The sequence below is a fragment of the Oleiphilus sp. HI0043 genome, assembly GCF_001634935.1.
This window is the reverse complement of the sequence record NZ_LWEY01000594.1, coordinates 1-887: the sequence shown is the minus strand read 5'-3', so window position 1 is coordinate 887 and position 887 is coordinate 1. Positions and strand designations below refer to the sequence as shown.

Genomic DNA, 887 nt, shown 5'->3' with positions numbered 1-887 from the left:
GCTTTCGTGCTTATGCGAAAGCTATAAATAAATCCTCTTTATAATCAAATTTTGAGAAACGACACTATGACTGCGTCTAAACTATTCGCACTAATCACTTTAATTTTATTTTTGTCTGCTTGTGGCTCTGACAGTAAAAATATAACACTGCCTGATTGCCCCGAGCCAGATAATAGCTCCGACACAATTTCCGAGTCAGACCTCTGTGGCAAGGCTTTTATCGACGACCTTGGCGATGATACCTATGTTATCTTCAGTTTTTTCTCTGACATGACCTTTGAATTCACCGGAAACGATGATAACGATTCACGTTTAGCGAGCGTAACGAGCGGTACATGGGCAGTGGTAAATAACGAGGTAATTGTTTACCTTGCCGATGAAACACTTACCTTTAGAGAGTCTGCGATCGAACAGGGCCAATACTGCTTCCAACTTCCTGAAGACGATGTCAGTCATATCAGGCATTGTGCAGTAGAAGCAATTCAACCTTCGTTAAGTGATCTCACTAAAGAATTCTACTATGAAGACTGCCCTTTCTGCTCTATTGAGTTCTTTGCTAACAATACGGGCGCTACCAACGGAGATGAAAATGATGGCTCGTCTTTTTCATTTTCCTGGAGTTTTCAAGGTGACGGCACAATATCCATTGTCTACGACCGTGCTTTGGGCAGTAACAAGTTCTTCTTTACTGAACAGGATAGCGAAAAAATTAGCTTCATTAGTTTAAACGATTATGCTGATGAGGCACCTTATATGGACTCCAACGTCCTCTTCATAAAATAGAACCTGTGCCTAGATTCAAGTAAGCAAGCCTGATCATTCAGGTTTGCTTACTTCTCACCCCGCTCTTTATAGACTCTGTCGCCACTCAACGATCTGCTCGGCTA

Annotated in this window: 1 protein-coding gene; it reads left to right on the top strand. The window is 41.9% G+C overall.

Translation table 11 applies throughout. From position 1 onward, the window contains the following. Positions 1–66: 66 nt before the first annotated feature. A complete protein-coding gene (locus tag A3729_RS07360) occupies positions 67–783 on the top strand; it encodes a lipocalin family protein (protein ID WP_068507727.1) in 717 nt (238 codons plus the stop codon). The last annotated feature ends 104 nt before the right edge of the window (positions 784–887 follow it).

Coding starts and splice junctions, on each gene's coding strand:
- A3729_RS07360 (WP_068507727.1), top strand. CDS start 67: ATGACTGCGTCTAAACTATTCGCACTAATCACTTTAATTTTATTTTTG.